This is a genomic window from Holdemanella biformis DSM 3989 (assembly GCF_000156655.1).
In the GTDB taxonomy this organism is placed as follows: domain Bacteria; phylum Bacillota_I; class Bacilli_A; order Erysipelotrichales; family Erysipelotrichaceae; genus Holdemanella; species Holdemanella biformis.
Window position 1 is genome coordinate 252,641 of sequence record NZ_DS996842.1, and the last position, 22,293, is coordinate 274,933.

A 22,293-nucleotide genomic window follows, 5' to 3' on the forward strand; every position below is an offset into this window, starting at 1 on the left:
TTTTATTACCTCACTTACAGGTAAAGTGTACTAGTCTATTTGACATTAATGATGTCTATATCCTGTTTTATTAAATGTGTCTTTTCTATTAAAATAATTCAATATTGCCTTGTGTCCTAAACGAATTTTGACATGTTCAACCTTCCATTCTTCACCACAGACAATTGCTTTAAAACTTAAATAATTCTTTTTTAATTCTTCTTTATCTATCTGCAAATCTGTTGAATACCGAAGATTTTCATAACAAGTTGGACAACAAATAAACTCAAAAATATCTTCACCATCTTTATATTTATAAAGTCTCATCCCTGTTAATTCAGTGTGCACTTTTGCACCACAAAGAGGACACCTTCTGGCATATCCGCCAATTACTTTATCCTTAACGTGTTGTGGTTTACACATAAAATCTTTCACACTATTAAAATTATTATAATCTAAAGTGCTTGCTTTGTTTGTTACGATACTTTCATCTAGTGAATTATACTCAATTGTATATGTATATTCAAAATTCTATCTGGTATATTTTTCTGCTGTCCTTGTAATACTCAATGATAATGAGAAATTATCTAAGAAAAATTTCTTTAAGCAATCAACAACATCATGCTCAGAAGTTATGTTTTCGTTAATTAATAGAACATTTTGGTCTTCTAAACTAAAAGGAATTACTTGTCCTTTTATTGCTACTCCTCCTATAAAGTCATTTAATTAACACTAATTATAATTCGCATTATTATTAATATTATCTATAACGCTCTTAATCTCCATCCAAGTTTGAATATCATTTCCAAACAAATCTGCAACAGAACCTTTATCTGTAAATGGTGATTGTTGTAAAACACTCATATCTTTCATTAAACCATTTCTTACAATATATTCTACAATTTGATTTACAAAATAGATTTGTTCAGAATTAAGATTTCTTTCATCTAAATATTTAGAAAAAGCATCTTTGGCAGCATTCATATCCAAGCCAACAATTTCTCGAACAAATTCGCAGATAGGCTTTTCTCCTACTTCTGAATAATAGTCTTTCTTAGAACCTAATTCTTTCCATAAGATATTTTCTAAAGAAACTAAATCTGTACTACTTAATGGTTTGTTTTCTTTGATTTTCAAAATCACAGGATTATCTTTTTGATGTTGGCGAATATAATACTCAATTTTAGATTTATAATTCTTTAAATCATCATTCTCTAATTCTGAATCATTAAATTGAACATCTAAAATATCATCTTCAAAATTAGTTTCATAAGATAATCCTTGTCTTGGAATATATTTAATTAAATCTCTTAATCTTAAACGAATATTTTCAAATTCATCTATACCACTATATTCTAAATAATTCGTATTTAAGATAGCATGAATAATTTCGCTTTCCTTTTCAATTGCAGGAATATTCGATACTTTAGATAAACCTGTTACCTTTTTTAATAAATCTTTAATTCTACGCTTACTCTGTTTCTCCGCCAAATGAGCTAATTCAATACCATACATTAAAGCATCAAATCGCACAGCACTTACCTCATCTTCATCTGGTAAGATTAGTGGTGCTAATTCTTGACGCACCATCAAACAATCTTCATAAGTAAGCATTTGATAATGATCTGGATTCGAATAGAGATCCACATATTTTAAATGTTGTCTAACATCAAAACGATTACGATCCAGCTCTTTTACTTTACTAACCATATAATCGACAAGTTCTTTACGCCATTTTTTTAATTCATCCGTTTGATAATTCAAAGCTTGTAATTTATAAGCAATCTCAAACTTTAATGCAAAAACAGCTCCCTGTACTGCAAGCATATTCGGTGTTGCACTTCCTGTCTTCATTCTGAAAAATTCAAAATTACCACAGAAATCAAAAATCAAGAACTTATCTTTATCTTTTCCATCTAAAAGTCCAGGACATAATCTTGTTCCACGACCAATCATTTGCCAAAATTTAGCCTTACTCATTACTTTTTTAAAGAAAATCAGATTCACACATTCAGGCACATCAATACCAGTGTCTAACATATCAACTGAAATCGCAATTTGAGGTAATTTTTTTGGATCAGAAAACTGGTCAATTAACGTCTGAGAATAGTTGATTTTATTATCAATGACTTCTGCATAACCTTTTAATTCAGGATAATCCTTATTAAAAATTTCTAGAATAAATTCTGCATGCTTATGATTTTTCGCAAAAATAATTGTTTTACCAATTTTTTGCCCATAATCAATACGAATACCATATTTAAATAAAGTTGCTAATACCTTACGCACTGTATCTTTATTAAAAACATATTGGTTTATAGCTGAAGCACTAATAACTTCTGGAACATTCCCCTCTTCATCGACAAATGTTTCTTCATACTCTTCTTTTTCATCATTATCCAATTCATCCCAATGAATTCCGTTCTTCATAAATTCTGTAGAACATTCTATAGATTTATAATCAACTAAAAATTCATCTTTTACAGCCTGAGCTAATTCATAACCATATGTCGGAATTCCATTTTCTAATTCAAAAACTTCATATGTATTCTTATCAATTTCATCTTTAGGTGTTGCCGTTAAACCAACTAAAGGTGCATCAAAATATGAAAATATATCTCTATACTTGTTATAAATAGATCTATGCGCTTCATCACAAATAATCAAATCAAAATGCCCGCAAGTAAATAATTTCTTTCCTTCATCCTTAATCGTATCTATACAACCAATCATTGTTTGGTAAGTCGAAAATACTGCATGTGCATTATAATTTTCCTTATCTTCCACTAAATTTGTAGCCGAGAGGTCCGGCAACAAATTCACAAAACTACGTTTTGCCTGTGTAACTAAGGAGTTACGATCTGCCAAGAATAAAATATTCTTTATCCAGCCATTATTTAATAGCACATCAACTAAACTAATAACCGTTCTGGTTTTGCCTGATCCAGTAGCCATGACTAATAAAGCTTTTCTTCTATTCCCCTTATCAAAGGCTTCACATACAGCACGAACTGCAGCTTCCTGATAATAACGACCAGCTATATTCTTATTAATCGCAATATAATTCAAATGAGATTTTGTTCTTCTCAAATTAAAATACTTTTCTAAATCACGTTTTGAATAAATACTCGATACTCTTCTTTCAGGATAATCATTATCTATTATGCGTGTTTCAAAGCCATTCGTAATAAAGATTACTGGTCTTCTTTTATATTTCTTCTCTAATAAATCCGCATACAATTTTGCTTGTTGTCTTCCTACCGCAGGATCTTTACAACTTCTCTTAGCTTCAATTACCGCTAATGGAATATTCATATCATCATATAGAACATAATCCGCATAGCCAACTTCTGACTTATTTGGCATACCATCAAGTTCAACTTCATTAATCCAGTCTTTACCTTCAATCCATCCAGCATCCATCAACATCGCATCAATATATAATTTACGTGTTTTAAATTCAGATAAATCTAATGGTTTTGAAACATATGTCTCTTGTTGTTGAACACGACGAGAACTCAATTCCTCTTTCAAAGATTTATTTTCAGCAATCAAAGCCTCTAAATCAACATCAGGAACCACTTTAACAGGAGTCACTTCCTCTTGTTCTAATAATGATTCGTCAAATTCTCTTTCTTCGTAATTATCACCATAACAATACGCAATAAAATCAGTAAAATAGAACAAGTTACGTAAACATATTTTGGCAATACTAGCCGTTTTTGTCGTTGAAGTATGAACTGCTTCATTTCCATATCGACGGATAAACTCAATTCGTTTCCAAATATCATCATCCATGATTGATTTAAAAGCTCGTGTATTCATTAATGTATGCAAATTATCCTGGTATGGAACATCCAAATCTGCATCTACTGAATACATCCACTTAATGCCTGCCTCTAGTGCACGTCTACAGTTGATAATACACGTACTAACATCAATCTTATACGTCTTTTCTGCAACAATAGCTATATCTACAAAGCTATCAAAATCTTTTTCTTTCTTTAAATAATCGAAGTTAGTCATATACTACCTCTCTTTCTAGTTCTATAATACTCTTCTTAATATCAAACCTTGATTTATCGACTTGTTGGATGAAGTCAGCAAATTGATTTTGTAAATCAATCGGTGGTTGATATATATTAAAATCTAATACATCTTTCTGATTAATGCTTGCTTGATTTACTGCTTTTTTTGCATGATTAACAATCTGATCATATATAAACTGACTACACAACAATTTACAAATATATACTGAATTATAAGTTTCTGGATCAAAATGCATTCTCATCATATTAGATTCATACACTGTATCTTCCAAAAGCCCTTTTATATGTGCACATTTTCCTAAATATTCAATACTATTCACTCGATTAATGACAATGTCATCTTCTAAAAGTAGATATTTCTGTTTTTCCGTTTCAGAACATTTTAGTCTTTTTAATGAAGCAAAATCAGTAACTATTCCATCATAAAATCCATCTATTCTTAAAATTGGAATACCTGATCTATCTGTAACATAATCTGACTGTGGTTTATACAATCCATTTTGTGGTTCAACTGTAACAGCATCTTTTATTTTTAGTTTTTCCCATTTCAAAGGATTAGTATATGGATCACCAAACATCTCTATAAATCGGGCTTTAACTAATGAATCAAGTTTATCTATGGTTTTCTTTCTTAATTCTATTAACTCTAAAGAAATATTCATTAAATTCACAATATACTTTTGTTCCACAATAGAAGGCAATTCAACTAGTACATCTGTTAAATTTCCTAATTTAATATACTTAATAACTCCACCGATTGATTGTTTCCTAAGTTCTCCTATATATCCTTCTAAAAAATGATATAAGTAAGGCATATAAAGCAGGCCATTACTATTATCCTCTATAATATAGGTTCTTTGATAGGCATCAAATTTACCATTATAGTACTTAACATTTAAATCACCATTTCCGGCAACTAATACACATTCACAATCATAAGAATAGCTATTTATTCTTAATGGATCCTTCGAGCAAGTAAAAAAAGGATATTTCCCGTCTGCAGAAGAAGCGTTAGCATCAAGTTTACCTGTTTTTATTTTTGTTATTTCACCAACTTTTACCTTCATCTATATTCAGTAAATCCGAATTTACCTCTGCAAAGATTATCATACATGACATTTAAGCAACAAATTTTCTATGGGATTCTTTAACATTATTTTGGTTTACCATTGCATAATGCATTGTAGTATCTATTTGAGAATGTCCTAATAGACTTTGTACTTGTTCTATAGGCATGCCTTTATCAATTGCCTTAGTAGCAACTGTTCGTCTAAATTTGTGTGGATGCACTTTATTAATGCCAAGTTTTCTACCTAATTGACGAAGTCTTATCTCGACTCCACTAATATTCAATCTGTCATGCGGTGCATCTAATGAAACAAATAACGCTACATTGTCATCATTTCTAGAATTAATATAGTTTCTTAAATGAATCTTTGTTCTGGCATCAAAATAAACCGGTCTTTCTTTATTACCTTTACCAAAGACAACACACTCTCTATTCTCAAAATCAATATCATTTATGTTTAATCTAACTAGTTCACCAACACGCATACCGGTAGATGAAAGAAGATCGATAATTGCTAAATCCCTTAGATTATTACAATTATCTCTTAACAATTCTAAAGTTTCATCTGAATATGTTTCTTTAATAACTTTATCAGTTTTTATTTTATGAATTCTTTTCATTGGACTTTTCAAAATATAATTTTCTTCTTCCAACCAAGAGAAAAAACTACTTAAATTTCTTCTAATGTTATCAATACTTGCTTTGGAACAATTATTAATCTTCTGATATTCAGTCAAATACATTCTTAGATCATCTGTTGTTAAATGAGTAACATTCTTAGTAATCATCGAATCCATTTTAATTAAAGTAGCATAATAATATTTTGTAGTTCTTTCACTGCAACCTTCAATTTCTTTAGCAGCAATAAATTTATTTATAAGTTCTATATTCGTGAATTCACAAATATGGATATCCGTATCTTCAACCACTTTTATTTCTACTTTATCTAAGCAACGACATAATACAGTATGTAAAACATCTAACTGAGAATTATCTAAATAATTCAATAATGACTGTTCTATTTCTTGTATGATTGTATTTTTCATGCTAATAACCTCCATTACCAACATCTCTACAACCATAAATTTTAACTATCTTATCCAAAATATTCTTGCATTAAACTATCATATAATTGCTGTGTCTTTTCTAATGACTTCTTAACTTCTTCCCTTGATTTATCGACTTGTTTAACAAAGTTATCAAATTTTCTTTGGATATTTAAATCTGGATTCATCACTTTAATTGTTCTTACTTTTTGTATGCCAAAAGCAGCTTGTGAAGTGGAATTTTTAGCTTCAGCAAACTGTCTATCTACGTAACCAGATTCCAATGAATATTTTAAAAAATAAGGACTTACCAAATTGTTATTTGGTTGAACTAAAACAACATTTGCTGATAAAGTATAATCATCACGTGGTGGAATAAATACTGGATTACCTATAGTCCCTATCTTTCCAATTACAAAATCACCATCATGTAGCGTATATCTTTTCGATTGTTCTTCTAAAATTTTCCGACTAACTTTCCGGGCACCTTCAAAATCTATCCTTCCCGTCTTATAGTTACAATCCCTTATGCTAATATAAGGAATTCCACTTTCATCTATAGGTGGTGTTCTATGGCTCGGTTGCGGATCTATGGTATCAGCAACTTCTCCTACTTGATGAATTGGATATTTAGCAGACCCATCCAAAGGATCACCAAACATCTCTATAAATCGGGCTTTGGTTAATGAACCAAATAATTCTAATTCTCTATTTAACTTTTCTATGTTTTCCGTTATTGTATCCAGATGAGAAACAATTTTTTCTTGAGTGGTTAAGTCTGGAACTTTGCTAACATTTATCTCCTCAATATATTTCTTATTTGTATGTTTCAATCCAGCACCTTTGAATCCAGCTTCCAACACACTCATATGCGATTTAAAGAAATAGTATAAATATTTACATTTTATTTTAGAATTAGGAAATAGCACTAAGCAATCCGTTGAGACACTAAATTTCCCATTATAATAATGAAGTGTCGCATTACCACCAGTTCCCATAATAATAGCTTCTTTATCAAATTGAAAATCTGTATAACGTTTATTTTCATCTGCGCTCGAAGTAAAAAATAAATATTTAGCATTTTCAACAGCTTCTCCAGCTTTTATTCTTGATTTTGGAGCATATGAACATAGGTCCTTAATTTTCATTCGCTTCTACAAATCCGAATTTATCATTCAGATTCTTCCTCCTTTCCATCATTCAACAAAGCCTTTAACTCTGCCAAATTCTTATCAATTTCTCTATTTAAAGCTTCAATATCAGCTAAAATTTCACTTGTTGGTGGATATTCTACCTTTTCATAGACAACTTCTTTATATTTATTGATAGATAGATCATAATCATTATCAATAATCTCTTGCTTATCAACCAAGAAACTTTGTTCAGTACGCTTTCTTTCTACTTCTTTATCTAAATTCTTGAATCTTTCTAAAATGTCTGGAATATCACTTTCTTTTACAGGAGCACGTTTATCATCTAACGAGAATCCATCGGCTTTCATGTCATAGAACCAAACTTTATCAGTTCCACCATGACCGGTCTTTGTGAAAATCAAAATACCGGTTGATACACCAGCATATGGTTTAAATACACCTGATGGCATTGAAATAACTGCTACAAGACGATTATCGTCAACAATAGCTTGTCGAATAGCTTTGTGTGCTTTACTTGAACCAAATAAAACTCCATCCGGAACAATACATGCACATCTTCCACCAACTTTTAACATACGAATAAACAATGCTAAGAATAATAATTCAGTTTTCTTAGTTTTCGCAATCTTTAATAAGTCTGTTGAAACAGAATCATAATCTAAAGACCCTTTAAAAGGTGGATTGGCTAAAATCATAGAGTACTTATTGTTATCTGTATTTTGATCTGATAAACTATCGCGATATTCAATATTTGGAGATTCAACACCATGCGTCATCATATTCATTGCTCCAATACGAAGCATAGTTCTATCCATATCAAAACCATTAAACATATGATTCATAAAATGATCACGATTCTGTTTATTCATCAAAATGTCATTTCTATATTTTTCCATTAAATAATCACTAGCAACCACCAAAAATCCACTTGTACCACATGCTGGATCACAAATTAATTCTTGAGGTGTTGGATTCATTAATTCAACCATCATACGAATAATATGACGAGGCGTTCTGAACTGTCCATTACGTCCTGCTGAAGCAATCTTAGACAATAAGTATTCATATACATCACCACGAATATCCATACTTGTAGTTTTATCCATTAAGCTATAAATCTCATCCAAAGAATCAATGACCTTAGATAATACTAATGCTGTTGGAATTTTAAAAATTGCATCATCCATATATTTAGAATAGGCACTATCCTTATCACTATGTAAAATCTTTATAAATGGAAAAACCCATTCCTGCATAATTTCATATTGTTTATTCGCAGGATAATCATGGAACGTAGACCATTTCAATTGATTTCCATCAATACTACGCTCACCAATCATTACCTCATCGGCAAATACACTTGTATACGGAATCCCTAGCATATTAGACTCCTTTGCCTTTTTATTATCTGCAACATCCAAATCACGAATAAACATCAAATATGTTATTTGCTCAATAACCTCTAATGGATTTGTTAATCCACCTGCCGCAAACACATCCCAAAGCGCATCAATTTTATTTTTAATTTCTCCTGTAACCATAACTCTCTCCTACTTAATCAATTCCACTACATCATCAAATGAGCAATCCAAACAATCGCAAATACGAATCAATGTATCCATAGATACAGTTTCCTGTTTAGATAATTTTGCGAGTGTAGCCGGTGTTAACTTAGCTTCTTTCGCTAAATCCGTCTTTTTCATGCCCTTATCAATCAATAATTTAAATAGCTTATTATAACTTATCTGCATAAAACGGTCCTCTCTTAGAATCTATTATACGTGAAACGCTTACAGTTATAAATAACAAATGTTTAGAAATGTGAATATTTTGTCAACAAAAGTTAAGCATTATTAAAAATACACTTTTCTAACAAAAAATAACTAGAACAACCTAGTTACTTTACAATATGTTCATACACCCTACAACTTGTTATGTGATCATCTAATTTAATGTCTACAGACGTATATTCTTAAATACCTTAAATGTAATCAATCATAAAACAGATATCAAATTTCTGTTATTTACTGAATTTTATTTATCAACAAAAATAAAAAACAGGATTCTAAAACCCTGCTTATAATTAATCATTATGTGTATACACTTTTGGCGATGAATCTTTTCCATAAATTCTAGGATTATGCTCGTAAATTTTATTACTATCTTTTAGGATATTTTCAATAAATCCGATAAAACTCTCTGCAACTTCTTCTGAATCACTTTCACAATTAAACTTTGTATTGTATACGATTCGTTTATTTCCAACACAATAATTACCATCACCTTTATTCGGATACATTATGTGTAAATCGCCATTTGAAGAACGATAATTTAAAGTTTCTAAACGTGGATAGGCTACAAATTGGATCTTATCCAAATAACAATTCAATTTATCTTCATCAAAACATAATGTCTGAAACTCTAATATAAAGATAATTTGATTAACATCCATTTCAATCCACTTGTGATTTTTAGCACATGTCCTTCCAGATTGTACTCTATTTAAAAATTTCCAGTCGTTTGATAATTCTTTTTTATTAAGATTTTCACGAATATTTTTCATATACTCTTCAATCTTACGGATTTCTGGAACGATATGATAATTAAGTGTCCTCTCATCAAAGCTAATATAAAACGGCTGTGCAATCGCACCATCATATTTATAACAATTTCCTAATTTAACTTTTTTAAAAATAGCTTTTTTACCCTTTTAAATCATCTAATACATGATTATTATTTATTAATGCATGGTACATCATTAAACCACCTAATCCTTTCTCTATTCTTTTATTTGTTGCCTTTAATATCTCTTCATTCTAAGTCCGATAATTTCTTATTTCCCCAGACATATTCTTCGTTATATTTGTTTCTCATAACCTTAAGCAATGCAGCAAGATAATCCATATAAAGCTGATATCTCACTACAGGATTTGGACGCTCCGTCCATTCTTCAGCGGAACGATCTTCTACTTTCTCAAGTTTTTCAAAGTTTTGAATATATCTAATTAATCGTTCACGCTCTTTTATCATTTCTTGATAATAAACATTTTTAAATTTCTCCACATACACCTAAGGTCCAATCATCATAAACGTTATCCTCCATCCTTTTTAGAATTTCTTCACAATCATGAAGAAACCTCTCTATAATTAACTCTTATAAGCTATTTCAAGCAAGACTTGCATCACCAAAAAGATTTAATGAACATTCTCATTTATTTAATATAATATCGCAAAGACTATTTTTTCAAACTGTATAGGAATATATATCCAACTTTTAAAGCCAATTTTTAGTCATCCCTATTCAATTGCAGATTACCGTTTTAATGCGTTATGATACTCTTCTACATCATTATAGTCACAAGGATCAATGTTTGTATGTTCATTGTTTGGATCATACTTGTTTTTCCAAGCTTTTCTTAAATTGATTTGATGCTTATACTGAATTAAATTGTCATAATTAGACGCATCAATTTTAGAATACTTACCTTCTGGATCACATTCTTTGATCCAATTGAGTCGATCATTTAATTCAACTAAATAATCATCAATAGTAGTGAATTTATCAAAGTTAAAACCATTAAATTGATGCTTAGAATCAAATGTCTCTTGCCAATCTAGTATTAATGCATTTCTGTAATCTTCTTCAGTATCATAATCATCTACATCAATATTTGTTTTAAAGCTTGGATCATACTTATCTTGCCAACAAGATCTTAGTGCATCCAAATACTCTTCTTCACAATCATAATCACTAGGATCTAATTTATATACATTATCCTTGTCATATTTATTCATCCAATTCTTTTTATTTTCAATTGCATTCGAATAATCATCCTTATTTGAATATTCATTTGGATCTATAGAACTAAACTCATTAAAATAATCATACTTACGTTTCCATAATTGTCGTAATGCATCTACATACTCATCTTCATCATCAAATTGACTAGGATCTACATTATATTCATCATTTGAATCATGCTCGTCCTTCCACTCTTTACACTCATCTATTCGATCCTTATACTCATTTACATCATCAATCAATTCTAAATCAATATATTCAAACTCATCATAAGGATCCAATTCCTTTTTCCAAGCCCGCTTTAAAGCCTTAACATAATACTCCTCATACTCAAAATCACATGGATTCACTTCAAATTCACAATCACAATCCCATTGATCACGCCATTCTAATCGACTTTTATATTCAACCACATCACAAGCATAATCATCATAATTTGAATATTTAGACACATCCACATAGTCTTCAAGCTCACATTCAGGATCTTCTAAATCCTGCCACTTTTCACGAAGTGCATTCACATATTCTTTGCTAGTAAAATAATCATATTGATTCACATCAAATTGATGATTCGCATTATACTTCTTTTCCCAACGATCCTGACGCATCATTGTACCAATCGCAAATCGTATTATTCTTTTTCTACTTATCATATTCCCAAGTTCCTTTTATACAATTATACACCAATAAAGCCGCCTTATTATAGGCGACTTAGACATCAATTTTATTATTCATCATTACTTTGAGATTTCTAGAAAGCGACTATTTCAACAACTCCATAATTTCATCTTCACTCTTAGATAATGATTTAGAAACAAACTCTAAACTCATCCCATTTGCAAGCATCGCTTTAATCCCTTGTTTCATTACTTGGTTCATCTGCTCAATTTGTCTATTTGCATCTTCTACTTTCTTATCAGCTTCTTCCACTTGTTTTCGAACGTCTTCTTGTGCTTTTCGAACATCTTCTAGCTCTTTTCGAACGTCTTCTTCTGCTTTTCGAACGTCTTCTTGTGCTTTTCGAACCTTTTCTTTTGCTTTTTGAAGCTCTTCAAGTTCAAGCTGTAGTTCGATTCGTTCTTCATTTTCATGCAGTTTTTGAAAATCTTCTATTATTTTTTTCCAACGATCATCCGATATAGTTTCTACACGTTTCTCTAACATCTGAATCACCTCATCACTTTCTATCATCATCTTAATCTTACTATCTTCCATTCCTTTATGGCAATTCAAAAAGTAATAAATCATCTTTTCCTGTTCATTCATGTCTTCTAGCGGCTTATTTAAATCTACTTTTGGCATTTCAATTGTACGTAACTTCATACGATCTTCTTTTTCTTCTTTCACAAAAGGTAAGTCACCATCACATTTGTACCTGAATGTATTACATATATTATCGTTATCAAAAATATTCACATTAAAGAAAATCATAACTATGGTTTCCTTTAGTTGACTGTAGCTTTTCCCCTCCATATCTTGTGAGCCATGAAGTCTAGCCGAATAATAAGGAAAGCGATTCATTAAATTATCTTTGGTTTGTCTTAACTGCATTTCTAAATCTACCATCGTTTGATCATCAAATTCAACTAACAGATCCAAACGTGGACTTTTCATTTTACTAAAGTCTTTTACCATTTCTGAATTCTTTACAACAACTTTATTCACACTCCTTTCTAAAAATACCGTAAGTAATGATTTTAAGGCATCATTAGCCTCTTTACAATCTTCGCCAAACACATACTTAAAGGCGAAATCATTTAATAAATTTGCACTCCTCATGAGCACCTCTTTTCTAGTAGGCATTTCATTTAAATCATTCATCTAAAATATTTGAATGTGTATTCGTATATTTACTTGTAGTTTGAACACTTTTTGTAACAATGATTCGTTAGATAAATGAACTATTATCACTCACATGTCAAAGACCAAAAAAAATTATACCTTCATTTTTAAAACTTCAAAGCAGGATTTAACGATCGAATCAACTAAGTGTATTAAACACCAAATGTTAGATTGCCTACATACTCTTATACGAAAAAAAAGACACTTTTTCGAAAAAAATTTAACTTTTTGCATAAAAAAACTAGAATCCATAGACTCTAGCTTTTCTGTTTATTCAAAATATCCGTTAATACCACAAACAAATCTTCAATATTAATTGGTTTTGCGATATGACCATCCATACCAACATCTATCGCTTTTTTCTTGTCTTCCTCAAACGCATTAGCCGTTATTGCCACAATAGGTATGCATGCTTTTGCCTTATCTTGTAAGTTTCTAATTTCACACGTAGCTTTATATCCATCCATTTTAGGCATTTGAATATCCATTAAAATGACATCATATGTACCAACCGGATTTTCTATGACCCTATTCACACACTCAATACCATTCTTTACACGATCTACAAAAAGTCCTGCACGCTCTAATATGGTTTGTGCAATCTCGGCATTTAAATCATTATCCTCAGCCAAAAGAATATGTTTACCATTAAAAATTGCATTATCAACTTCACAATTCTCTTCTTGTTTATCCAAATAATATTTTTCATCCGCCATTTTATATTTCAACGTGACAATAAACGTACTCCCCTTACCAAGAACACTCTTCACATCAATCGTACCACCAAGAAGATCCACATATTTCTTTACAATGGCCATACCAAGACCTGTACCACTAATTTTACTAGATATCATTCTTTCTCTTGAAAAAGATTCAAAAATCTTCTCCAAATACTCCTGACTCATACCAATACCCGTATCCATAATGCTTGTACGAACAATCATATATCCAGGCTCATCGCATGAAAGCTCATCCACATTCACTTCAACAGAACCATTTGAAGGCGTATACTTAAGGGCATTACTTAAAATATTCACAAAAATTTCTTCAACCTTAGTCACATCGGCCATGACATGTTTATGCTCCACATTAAAAGTGTACCTCACATGAATATTCTTTTTCTTCGCCTCATCCTCAAACATCTCAATCAATCTTTGTCTTATATCCTCAATATTCGCATAGTTTTCATCCAATTCCATATGACCACTTTCTATGCGAGCCATATCTAAAACGTTATTAATAATTGATAGAAGAATATTCCCCGCCTTTTGAAGTTTATTTAAATGCTCGAAAACCTTAGGCAAATCATTATCCTTCAACTCATTCTTCATAAGTTCAGAATAGCCCAAAATCGCATTCATAGGCGTACGAATATCATGCGATACATTATGAAGAAACTGTGTCTTAGCTAAGCTTGCATCCTCAGCACTCTTTAATGCAACCTTAGCACTCGCCTCTGCTCGTCTTGCCTTTTGTAAAAGTAGAAGAATTACAATAATAACACTAAAGCCTAGAACAAGAACAACAACCAAATGATCTTTTAAAAAACTGTAAAAAGTCGTTTTATAAGCCGTACTATCATACATCGCAATTGCACTTGTCAACATATCCGAAGGCATAGCCTTTATCGTCTTATTCAATATGGATAATAGTGTTGCCTGCCCATCTTTAACCGCAAAACAAGCCTCCATTGTCTTAGTCAAAGGAATAATTTTAAAATTCTTTTTACCATCAAAACTCAACACCTGACTCGATCCCATGATAAAACAATCTACTTTACCATCATCAACCATATTCGCCCCATCCTCAATCGAATCACAATCCACGAGTTTCCAATGCGGATAGTTATACGCAATATGTTGTTTTAAAGCCACCTTGTTTTTCGGTACAGCTACCACATATGAATCATTCTCATTAAAACCTTCCTTATTTGTAACGGCAATCAAATTATACGTCCAAGCCGTATTCGAAAGTGCATATCCCTTCTTTTCGGCAACATTTGAATTTCGACTCGCATAATAAATCACATCAATCTCATTATTCTGTAAAGCCTCAATCATTTTGTCGTAATCATCAAAAGCCTGTATATCAAATTTTAATGTATGATTCCCTAAACAATCTTTGGCATACGAAATATATTCAGAAAGTGTACCACGAATCTCTCCACTCTTTTTGTCCATAGAAAACACAACAGGATCATTATCTAAAAAACCAATGCGAATACCACCATGCTCTTTGATATATGACTTTTCAACACCTGTTAAAAATTGCGTATAATCCAAAGTAAAATACTTCTTATACAAATCCGCCTTGAAAAAAGGACTATCACTATCCAATTGACGCATCGCATAATCCAATTCTTGTTTAATATCACTACGCTCTTTATTGAACACAAAATATATATCAGACTCTCCAATTGTTGTTACACTAGAAATCCCTCTTTCAGACCAAATTGACTCTTCTAAAGACACGAAACAATCAATCTCATTATTCGCCAATTTCTTTTTTACATCCTCATTACCACTTACATTCACATGCTCAGTATGAATACCATACTTATTCTCCCAATTTGTAAGCATATATTCAGAATTTGTACCTTTAAGCACACCAATACATTTTCCATTCAAAGACTTAAAATCCGAAGACACAATATCCATATCCGATAAATCCGCATACAAAACATACTTTTCTTCACCCATCGTTTCCTCAGAATAAAGCATTTCTTTAGCACGATCATCCGTATACGCAATATCACCCATGATATCAATCTCACCATTTTCAAGCTTATCAAAACAGTTTGACCAATCACACTTTACATACTCAAACTTCCAACCCGTATACCCAGCCAAAGCCTGCATTAATTCATAACCATAACCACGCCTTGCACCATGTTCATCCACATAATTAAATGTATCTTCAAAAGATCCAACACGAATCGTTTTCTGCGTCTCATCCGCCAAACAAGGCATGCACATAGATAAAACCACAAAAATGATTGTGCATAACACAGCTAATCTTTTCCCTTTTTTAAACATATTATTTCTCCATATCCATTTGTTAATAGTATATTTTATTTCACAAGATTCAGTCAATAAAAAAACTAGAATCATAAAGACTCTAGCTCTTTGTTTCTATTGGTCCACTATGAAATTCTCTTTCAATATCTGGACTATACAATTTACTCCACTTTTCTTTACCCAATATCTTCTTTGCCTCACTATTTAAATTAAAAAATATAGCATGTGGCACGCAACAAGAAATGTCCAAATTATACTTAAACAATTCAAGTTCAGTGTCCGTGATTGTTTTCTTTAAAATCTTAATATATAAAGAAACCATCTCTTCAAAATTAAGTATTTTAGGTATCATAATATAACACTCCATTTAATCCACTAATCTGTCAGGAATTAATTCATTACCTTCATATTTAAAGACATATTGTTTGTTTAAATCTTTATTTTTTAATGAAAACCACACTTCACTATCTGACTGTTGAGTTATTGAATCCACATAATATGCTTCATCCTCAATTTGATCATTTGCACTTTCAATCAATTCCTCATCTGAATAAGGGATTGAAGTTTGAACTTCTTTAGTCTCTCTAAGTTCTGGTTGTGCTTGTGTACAACCCGTTAATAATAGTAAAACTAAAACTAATATTTTCATACAATTCTATACGTGTTCTCCTTTGTGTTGATTTCAATTGTGATGTTGTTACTATAGGTACATTGTTGGATATGATCATTAATGATTTTATGTTCTACCATCTCTTCATTTTTAATTTTTTGATAAAAATCAAGGACAATATTGGCTCTAGTAATTTTATCCTCTATGGATAAACCATCTGAACCAAAATTACCATCCACATTATCATACGGTGCATTTCTTACGACATATGGAATACCACCATTTAGTAATGCATACAACATGTAGTCTTCTTGTCTTTTTTCCATTGGCCAAGGCAAAATGAAACAATCATGATACACAAGGTTAAATAATGGTACAGGTATACCCATTCTTTTTTCATTTTCATCTTTCATCATAAACTCATAAGGACCATAATGTGAAAACACAAGTTCTCGCATCGCCCAATCGCTACACTCTTCACTTGAAGGAATGATTCCCTTTGAGATCATATATTGAAAACAAGCCCTTCTATATTCCATGCACTCTTTTCTTGTCATCAAATGTTCTAAATTAAAACACTCATCCATTTCATTACAAGAAAAGACATCCAAATATACACAATCCAAATTTATATGTTTTAAGATTTCAGTGTAGTTTCTCTTTACATACTTTGATGCAAGACTAGCACACAAATAGTTTTGTCTTCCACCAGCCCAATTGGCATGTTCAAACACACTACCATCCTCTAATTGAATCGCTTGGTTTTCATCATGTGTTTTAGCCTTATAGTAATAATCACGATACTGATCGTGTAAACCAAATAAATCATTTTGTGAACTCAAACTTTTTTGAAGATCCTTTAAACCAGACCATCCACCCGCTTCAATACATGCCGGTAAATAATCCGGATGACAATTATCATAACCAGGATCTGCCCAACCGTCTAAATGAAGATAGAGTTTGTTTGAACCTAATTTATGAAGACTTTGAACCATCTCTTTTACCGAATCAAAAGAATGAATCACATCCTTCTGACCGGTATAAAACCGAGAATCCTTTTCCGTATGTGCCTTAATACCCGTATGTACAACTGCACATTGTTGAAGATCTGATATTTTAGGAAGTGTGACTTCTTTTTCTTTTAAAGACTTAAATAAGCCTGTTTCTTTAACATACTCTCGATAAATCTTAGCAGCACGATTATAATCCATATTACTTTCAAAAGAATATCGAACAATACGCTTATATCGCATCTTACCTAAACTAGTTAACCATACAAATTGAAGTGTTGTACCCTTGTCATCATGATCAATTGTATATTTAGAATCCCAAGGCGTTTCATTGATTGCGATATACCCTTTTCCATTATTGGTTTGACTAAGCCAAGGCATATAGGCAGCACAACTAGTAAACTGACCATCAAAGGCAATATGACTATAATCATACTCATAACGATTGGGAATCAATAATCCTTGCATATAAGGAATCGTTGAATAGCCATTCTTATCTTCACACACAAAACTATCTGGAAAATGAACCTCTTTAATATTCTCATCCACTTTTGGAATCCACTCAAAATAATAATGATTTGTGCTATCTTCTTTCCAAATATATGTATCAAAATATTTATAAGTACTATAAATACCCTTACCTAAGCCTGTTGTTCTTTCTTCGGATGAAATGAAATCATCCCTAAACATTATTTTTTGATCATCCTTCGTTATATAAAACGAATCTAGATTATGAATCCAATTTTCCATACGCAAATACCTCATGTCTACTTAATTATAACACAATAAATATGTTATAATATTTTAAGAAAGTTGGTGCAACTATGGGCATTTATTTAAATCCAGATAGTGATCGATATGAAAGATTGTGTAACAGTCCCATCTTTGTAGATAAATCATTATTGATTGAATACACTAATCAGATTATCAACACTGAAAACAATTGTATTTGTGTATCTCGTCCAAGACGATTTGGGAAAAGTACAGATGCGAATATGTTGGTAGCTTATTATTCAAAGGGTACAAATTCAAAAGACTTGTTTAATACATTAAATATCAGTCACTGTCCTTCTTTTCTTGAACATTTAAACAAGCACAATGTGATTCATTTAAACATACAAGACTTTTTAAGTACCACAAATTCAATTGATGAAATGCTTTTTAAAATCACTCGAATGATTTTAAAAGACTTGAAATTTGAATTTAAAGATGTCATAACTGAAACCGAAATCATCGATGCATTCAATGAAGTCTATGCGTATACAAAAAATAAATTTATCTTTATTATTGATGAATGGGATTGTATCTTTAGAGAATTCAAAGAAGACAAAACTGCACAAGAAACATATTTAGATTTCTTAAGGAGCCTTTTAAAAGATAAGAATTATATTGAAATGTGTTACATGACAGGAATATTACCAATCAAAAAATACGGAACTCACAGTGCCTTAAATATGTTTGATGAAATATCTATGACGCAACCAAAGCCACTGGCAAACTACATGGGATTTACCGAAGAAGAAGTATCGAATTTATGTCGAAAGCACAATGTAGATTATCAAAAAATGAAAGATTGGTATGATGGATACCATATGACAGACACCATCTCAACTTTTTCACCAAGATCTGTAGTTGCAGCTATTTCAAAACATGATTTTTCAAATTATTGGACTAAAACAGAGTCTTTTGAAGCTTTAAAAATATATATCGATTTAAACTTTGATGGATTAAAAGACAATATTATTCAAATGATGGCAGGAAAAGAAGTGTATATCGACACATCTTCATTTGAAAATGATATGTCGACATTTGGTTCAAAAGATGATGTTCTTACATTACTGATTCATTTAGGGTATTTGGGATACAACCAAAAAGATCAAACCTGCTACATTCCAAATAAAGAAGTCATGGACTCATTCTTTACATCCATTAAAAATTCAGATTGGAATGCGACCACTAAAGCCATTCAAAATTCACGAAACTTATTAGATGCTACGTTTAATATGGATGAAACAAAAGTAGCTGATTATATTGAACAAGCCCATCTAGAAACTAGCCACATTCAATATAATGATGAAAATGCTCTAAGCTATACAATTGATCTTGCCTACTATGCCGCAAGAGATCACTATACTGTGATTCGAGAATTACCAACTGGTAAAGGATTTGCAGATCTAGCCTTCATCCCTAAAACAGATAAGCCAGCCATATTGGTTGAATTAAAATGGAACCAAGGTGTAAATACAGCCATCACACAAATCAAAGAAAAAAAGTATCCTTCTGTTTTAGAAAAATACAAAGGCAATTTATTGCTCGTTGGTATTACTTACGACAAGAAAACAAGAAAACACATATGCAAAATCGAGCGACTTTAATCGCTCGATCTTTTTAATATTCTTATTTCATAAGGCTTGAACTCAAGTGCATTATTAATAGGAAGTTCTTCATTTGTTTCAATGTCGATGAAGTTACCTTGTCCATTAAAACCTAATGTTTGAACTTCATTTTTCATATTCATACAAATCCATAGACATTCCTTTTCATCTTGTCTTTGATAGATACAAGCCGTATTTGTGATACCAATCTGTGTATAGTCTCCATAAGATAAAGCGGAATGATTATGTTTTAGATGGATTAACTTTTGAATGGTATTCGTTAATTCATTCCATTCAAACACTTTGATTTCTGGTCTAAGATCCGTATCATTCCAGTTCTTTTTCCCTTCGATTCCCCATTCACTACCATAATAGATACATGGAATACCTGGCATTGTAAATAACATCGTATAAATTAAAGGCAATTGATTTTTATCCTCTAGAATAGATGCGACCCTTTCAACATCATGATTATCCACAAAGTTAAATAAATGTTTACCCGTATATAAGCACCATGGATCTTTGCCAAATTGACGATTCAATGAATATAGAATTTCATAGAAGTTAGCCGAATTAAAACTTGAATACAACCCCTTATAACACTCATAATTTGTGACAGAATCTAACATATTGTCATTCATCCACTGATTGTAGTCTCCATGTAAAGTTTCACCTAAAAGGAAAAAGTCTCTACTTACATGATTGTGTAAAGTTTGAAGGAAGTTTTTATCCAAACAATATGCGACATCCAATCTTAAACCATCAATCTTGAATTCTTCTTGCCAAAAATCCACTACGCTTAGAATATAATTTACGACCTCTTGATTTTGAAGATTTAACTTCACCAAGATATCATTACCTTCCCAATCCTGGTACCAAAAGCCATCATTATAGTGATTGTTTCCATTAAAATCAATATAGAACCAATCCTTATAAGGTGAATCCCACTTCTTTTCTAATACATCTTGAAACGCAAAGAAATCACGACCCACATGATTAAATACGGCATCTAATATAATTTTAATGTTGTTGTTGTGGAATTTTTCTATGACTTCTTTTAAGTCTTCATTTGTACCAAGACGCGTATCTAACGTTTTAAAATCCGTTGTATCATAGCCATGTGTACGACTTTCAAAAATTGGATTCAACATGATACAGTCTATTTTTAATTTCTTTAAATGCGGAATAAATTCCTCTAACTTATGAATTCTATGTTCTAGAACATGGTCATTCTCAAATGGCGCTCCACAAGCACCAAAAGGATAGATTTGATAAAATACACTCTCACTTGCCCACATGCTATATTACTCCTTTATGATATCTACAGCTTGCACATGAATTAAATCCACTAATACTTTAGGATCCATCTCAATCTGCATACCAATCTTACCAGCACTAAAATAGATTGTGTCTTGATTTAAACTGTCCTCATACATAAATGTACGAAACTGTTTTTTCATACCTAACGGAGAACATCCACCACGAATATAACCCGTGATCTTATTAATATCCTTTACATGAATCATTTCACAAGATTTAACACCTGCTACTTTTGCGCACTTCTTTAAATCTAATTCCTTTTCAACTGGAATCATATAGACTAAGTATTCCTTTGTGTTAGCTTGTGTAACCAATGTCTTATATACCTTTTCAACAGGCTGATTTAACATATTCGCAACATGCACACCATCTACAGAATCCCCATCTTTATGTTCATACGTATGCGCTTTGTATTCCACCTTATGCTGATCTAAAAAACGCATCGCATTCGTTTTTTGAATCTTTTTCATTTTGAAAACTCCTCTAATAATTCTTTAGCCACAAGAAACTTCGTTTTTTGCTGCTCCATCGCTATCTTTTCAATGTAGTAATGCGCCTTTTCTTCACTCCAATGATAATTTGAGATCAAAACCAACTTACAATGATCCACCATCTTAAGCTCTAAATATTTCTGCTCAAGCTTATGGATCTTCTTTTCATACATCAAAATCTTCGATTTTAAACTCTTTATCATTTGGAAAGTTTCATACAAAACTTGTTTCTTAATGGGATACGACAAAAGTATTATACCACTATCTTTACATTGATATAAAACTTGATCATAGATTTCCTGCTTACACACCATAAGGACTTGCGCATTTAAACTCTTCGCAAAATTCAAAAGACCACTTTGCGTTTGCGAATATAAGATCACCACAATATCAAATTGAGTATTCCTTAACTTGCTAAAGGCATCATTATATGTTTTTGAAAGTACATATTGATAATTGGCCGTATTTTTTAATAAAGCTAAGAAATTCTCATTTCCTATTACTAATACTTTACTTGCCTCCATACGCA

General features: G+C 31.4%; 19 protein-coding genes. 1 reads left to right on the plus strand and 18 read right to left on the minus strand.

Going from position 1 to position 22,293, the window contains the following annotated elements; translation table 11 throughout:
* Positions 1-45: 45 nt before the first annotated feature.
* The 15 genes from EUBIFOR_RS06260 to EUBIFOR_RS06330 all read right to left on the minus strand — a co-directional run bounded on the left by EUBIFOR_RS06260 (position 46) and on the right by EUBIFOR_RS06330 (position 18,328).
* Positions 46-402: a hypothetical protein gene (locus EUBIFOR_RS06260; RefSeq protein WP_040466258.1), complete on the minus strand. Its 357-nt coding sequence runs from the start codon at positions 400-402 to the stop codon at positions 46-48.
* A gap of 309 nt (positions 403-711) precedes the next feature.
* On the minus strand, positions 712-4,005 hold the full coding sequence (locus tag EUBIFOR_RS06265) for a DEAD/DEAH box helicase family protein (RefSeq protein WP_003865133.1): 3,294 nt from the start codon (positions 4,003-4,005) through the stop codon (positions 712-714).
* Positions 3,998-5,095 carry a restriction endonuclease subunit S gene (locus EUBIFOR_RS06270; protein ID WP_003865134.1) on the minus strand — a complete coding sequence of 366 codons (1,098 nt, stop codon included), beginning with the start codon at positions 5,093-5,095 and terminating at the stop codon, positions 3,998-4,000. Before EUBIFOR_RS06270 ends, EUBIFOR_RS06265 begins: the two co-directional genes overlap by 8 nt.
* A gap of 52 nt (positions 5,096-5,147) precedes the next feature.
* Entirely contained in the window at positions 5,148-6,143 is a 996-nt protein-coding gene (gene xerA, locus EUBIFOR_RS06275; RefSeq protein WP_040466259.1) for a site-specific tyrosine recombinase/integron integrase, read from the minus strand.
* A gap of 50 nt (positions 6,144-6,193) precedes the next feature.
* A complete protein-coding gene (locus EUBIFOR_RS06280; RefSeq protein ID WP_003865136.1) occupies positions 6,194-7,291 on the minus strand; it encodes a restriction endonuclease subunit S in 1,098 nt (365 codons plus the stop codon).
* 23 nt (positions 7,292-7,314) lie between these two features.
* Positions 7,315-8,838, minus strand: a complete 1,524-nt coding sequence (locus EUBIFOR_RS06285) for a class I SAM-dependent DNA methyltransferase (protein ID WP_003865137.1) — start codon at positions 8,836-8,838, stop codon at positions 7,315-7,317.
* A 9-nt stretch (positions 8,839-8,847) separates the two neighbouring features.
* Complete coding sequence (locus EUBIFOR_RS06290) at positions 8,848-9,048, minus strand: helix-turn-helix domain-containing protein (RefSeq protein WP_003865138.1); 201 nt, start codon at positions 9,046-9,048, stop codon at positions 8,848-8,850.
* A gap of 332 nt (positions 9,049-9,380) precedes the next feature.
* Entirely contained in the window at positions 9,381-9,860 is a 480-nt protein-coding gene (locus EUBIFOR_RS06295; RefSeq protein WP_003865139.1) for a hypothetical protein, read from the minus strand.
* Positions 9,861-10,108: 248 nt separating this feature from the next.
* Positions 10,109-10,360: a hypothetical protein gene (locus EUBIFOR_RS13110; protein ID WP_003865140.1), complete on the minus strand. Its 252-nt coding sequence runs from the start codon at positions 10,358-10,360 to the stop codon at positions 10,109-10,111.
* Positions 10,361-10,609: 249 nt separating this feature from the next.
* Positions 10,610-11,752 (minus strand): hypothetical protein, encoded by a 1,143-nt coding sequence (locus EUBIFOR_RS06305; RefSeq protein WP_003865141.1) that lies wholly within the window; start codon positions 11,750-11,752, stop codon positions 10,610-10,612.
* A 109-nt stretch (positions 11,753-11,861) separates the two neighbouring features.
* Positions 11,862-12,878, minus strand: a complete 1,017-nt coding sequence (locus EUBIFOR_RS06310) for a PD-(D/E)XK nuclease family transposase (RefSeq protein ID WP_040466260.1) — start codon at positions 12,876-12,878, stop codon at positions 11,862-11,864.
* A gap of 320 nt (positions 12,879-13,198) precedes the next feature.
* Entirely contained in the window at positions 13,199-15,976 is a 2,778-nt protein-coding gene (locus tag EUBIFOR_RS06315) for a transporter substrate-binding domain-containing protein (RefSeq protein WP_040466261.1), read from the minus strand.
* Between the two features lie 82 nt (positions 15,977-16,058).
* The gene (locus EUBIFOR_RS06320) at positions 16,059-16,310 is read right to left on the minus strand and encodes a hypothetical protein (RefSeq protein WP_147587389.1); all 252 of its coding nucleotides are present in this window, start codon (positions 16,308-16,310) and stop codon (positions 16,059-16,061) included.
* A gap of 15 nt (positions 16,311-16,325) precedes the next feature.
* Entirely contained in the window at positions 16,326-16,607 is a 282-nt protein-coding gene (locus EUBIFOR_RS06325; protein WP_003865145.1) for a hypothetical protein, read from the minus strand.
* Positions 16,604-18,328 (minus strand): DUF5696 domain-containing protein, encoded by a 1,725-nt coding sequence (locus EUBIFOR_RS06330; protein WP_003865146.1) that lies wholly within the window; start codon positions 18,326-18,328, stop codon positions 16,604-16,606. Before EUBIFOR_RS06330 ends, EUBIFOR_RS06325 begins: the two co-directional genes overlap by 4 nt.
* A gap of 74 nt (positions 18,329-18,402) precedes the next feature.
* On the opposite strand from EUBIFOR_RS06330, the gene EUBIFOR_RS06335 reads away from it, so the two are divergent.
* Positions 18,403-19,953 carry an AAA family ATPase gene (locus tag EUBIFOR_RS06335; RefSeq protein ID WP_003865147.1) on the plus strand — a complete coding sequence of 517 codons (1,551 nt, stop codon included), beginning with the start codon at positions 18,403-18,405 and terminating at the stop codon, positions 19,951-19,953.
* On the opposite strand, the gene EUBIFOR_RS06340 is transcribed toward EUBIFOR_RS06335, so the two are convergent.
* From EUBIFOR_RS06340 to EUBIFOR_RS06350, 3 genes are read right to left on the minus strand one after another with little or no spacing between them, the layout of a single operon-like run.
* Positions 19,950-21,251: an alpha-amylase family glycosyl hydrolase gene (locus EUBIFOR_RS06340; RefSeq protein ID WP_003865148.1), complete on the minus strand. Its 1,302-nt coding sequence runs from the start codon at positions 21,249-21,251 to the stop codon at positions 19,950-19,952. The genes EUBIFOR_RS06335 and EUBIFOR_RS06340 overlap by 4 nt on opposite strands.
* Before the next feature lie 6 nt (positions 21,252-21,257).
* Entirely contained in the window at positions 21,258-21,743 is a 486-nt protein-coding gene (gene ybaK, locus EUBIFOR_RS06345) for a Cys-tRNA(Pro) deacylase (RefSeq protein WP_003865149.1), read from the minus strand.
* A complete protein-coding gene (locus EUBIFOR_RS06350) occupies positions 21,740-22,288 on the minus strand; it encodes an ANTAR domain-containing protein (RefSeq protein WP_040466263.1) in 549 nt (182 codons plus the stop codon). Before EUBIFOR_RS06350 ends, ybaK begins: the two co-directional genes overlap by 4 nt.
* Positions 22,289-22,293: the final 5 nt, after the last annotated feature.

What these genes read in the sequence shown, in the direction of transcription:
- EUBIFOR_RS06260 (WP_040466258.1), bottom strand. Translation starts at nt 402, where the DNA reads ATGTGTAAACCACAACACGTTAAGGATAAAGTAATTGGCGGATATGCC.
- EUBIFOR_RS06265 (WP_003865133.1), bottom strand. Translation starts at nt 4,005, where the DNA reads ATGACTAACTTCGATTATTTAAAGAAAGAAAAAGATTTTGATAGCTTT.
- EUBIFOR_RS06270 (WP_003865134.1), bottom strand. Translation starts at nt 5,095, where the DNA reads ATGAAGGTAAAAGTTGGTGAAATAACAAAAATAAAAACAGGTAAACTT.
- xerA (WP_040466259.1), bottom strand. Translation starts at nt 6,143, where the DNA reads ATGAAAAATACAATCATACAAGAAATAGAACAGTCATTATTGAATTAT.
- EUBIFOR_RS06280 (WP_003865136.1), bottom strand. Translation starts at nt 7,291, where the DNA reads ATGAAAATTAAGGACCTATGTTCATATGCTCCAAAATCAAGAATAAAA.
- EUBIFOR_RS06285 (WP_003865137.1), bottom strand. Translation starts at nt 8,838, where the DNA reads ATGGTTACAGGAGAAATTAAAAATAAAATTGATGCGCTTTGGGATGTG.
- EUBIFOR_RS06290 (WP_003865138.1), bottom strand. Translation starts at nt 9,048, where the DNA reads ATGCAGATAAGTTATAATAAGCTATTTAAATTATTGATTGATAAGGGC.
- EUBIFOR_RS06295 (WP_003865139.1), bottom strand. Translation starts at nt 9,860, where the DNA reads ATGAAAAATATTCGTGAAAATCTTAATAAAAAAGAATTATCAAACGAC.
- EUBIFOR_RS06305 (WP_003865141.1), bottom strand. Translation starts at nt 11,752, where the DNA reads ATGATAAGTAGAAAAAGAATAATACGATTTGCGATTGGTACAATGATG.
- EUBIFOR_RS06310 (WP_040466260.1), bottom strand. Translation starts at nt 12,878, where the DNA reads ATGAGGAGTGCAAATTTATTAAATGATTTCGCCTTTAAGTATGTGTTT.
- EUBIFOR_RS06315 (WP_040466261.1), bottom strand. Translation starts at nt 15,976, where the DNA reads ATGTTTAAAAAAGGGAAAAGATTAGCTGTGTTATGCACAATCATTTTT.
- EUBIFOR_RS06320 (WP_147587389.1), bottom strand. Translation starts at nt 16,310, where the DNA reads ATGATACCTAAAATACTTAATTTTGAAGAGATGGTTTCTTTATATATT.
- EUBIFOR_RS06325 (WP_003865145.1), bottom strand. Translation starts at nt 16,607, where the DNA reads ATGAAAATATTAGTTTTAGTTTTACTATTATTAACGGGTTGTACACAA.
- EUBIFOR_RS06330 (WP_003865146.1), bottom strand. Translation starts at nt 18,328, where the DNA reads ATGGAAAATTGGATTCATAATCTAGATTCGTTTTATATAACGAAGGAT.
- EUBIFOR_RS06335 (WP_003865147.1), top strand. Translation starts at nt 18,403, where the DNA reads ATGGGCATTTATTTAAATCCAGATAGTGATCGATATGAAAGATTGTGT.
- EUBIFOR_RS06340 (WP_003865148.1), bottom strand. Translation starts at nt 21,251, where the DNA reads ATGTGGGCAAGTGAGAGTGTATTTTATCAAATCTATCCTTTTGGTGCT.
- ybaK (WP_003865149.1), bottom strand. Translation starts at nt 21,743, where the DNA reads ATGAAAAAGATTCAAAAAACGAATGCGATGCGTTTTTTAGATCAGCAT.
- EUBIFOR_RS06350 (WP_040466263.1), bottom strand. Translation starts at nt 22,288, where the DNA reads ATGGAGGCAAGTAAAGTATTAGTAATAGGAAATGAGAATTTCTTAGCT.